Source organism: Streptomyces sp. a15 (genome assembly GCF_059026085.1).
In genome coordinates this window covers 1-762 of sequence record NZ_JBWLKM010000263.1, presented here as the reverse complement: position 1 = coordinate 762, position 762 = coordinate 1, and the positions used below count along the sequence as shown (strand labels likewise).

The following is a 762-nucleotide window of genomic DNA, read 5'->3' as shown; positions in this document are numbered from 1 at the left end:
GAGGGTCGTGTGCGTGAGGAAAACGGAGACAGCATGCACAAGCTCAAGAAGGTCGCGGCCGTGGCGGTCATGGTCGGCGGCATCGGCCTGGCCGGTGGCGGGGTTGCCAGCGCCACTGCCGGCCACGGCTCCGACGACCCGTTCCCGTACGGCGTCGTCATCGACAACCTGCAGGTCCAGGAGTGCGAGCAGGACTTCAATGCTGGCACCATCGGCGCCGTCACCGGTGGCGCCGGCGCCATCGGTGACCAGGAGTTCGGGCTCGGCAACTTCTGCGAGCAGAGCGCCGTCGAGGACGACTGACTTCCGGAACGCCGTAACCAGTCGGGTCTCGTACCTCCGGTGCGAGGCCCGACTCGTTTGTTCTTCCGCGCCTCCGGCTGTGGTGAATGGGGATATTTGAGCTCCTCGTCTCCGCGCCGGTCGGAGGCGCTTTTTTTGGGGCGTTGTGACCTTCGGGGCCTCTTTCGGAAAGTCTCATGGGGTGTGCCTCGATCTCTGTGTGCGGCCGACGATGTCTTCCATCGAGGAGCTGTGGAATATCGAATGTCTGCTCGGCGCATCCTCTGTCCGGTTTCCGCATCTGGGTCTGCGCGACAGGCGATACCCCTAAATGGACGGAAGTAATCAACGACACCCATTCGGGCGCGTCGGGAATGCGGCTGTAAGTGAGGTGCGTGTTATTGTCTGTGACGAGTCGGACACGATCCGTAAGGAGGGTCGTGTGCGTGAGGAAAACGGAGACAGCATGCACAAGCTCAA

At 62.5% G+C, this 762-nt stretch carries 1 protein-coding gene; it reads left to right on the top strand.

Features of this window, described 5'->3' with window-relative positions; genetic code table 11:
• Positions 1–303 (top strand): hypothetical protein (locus AC5P09_RS52030; RefSeq protein WP_493880641.1); only part of this gene is annotated, 303 nt, incomplete at its 5' end.
• Positions 304–762: the final 459 nt, after the last annotated feature.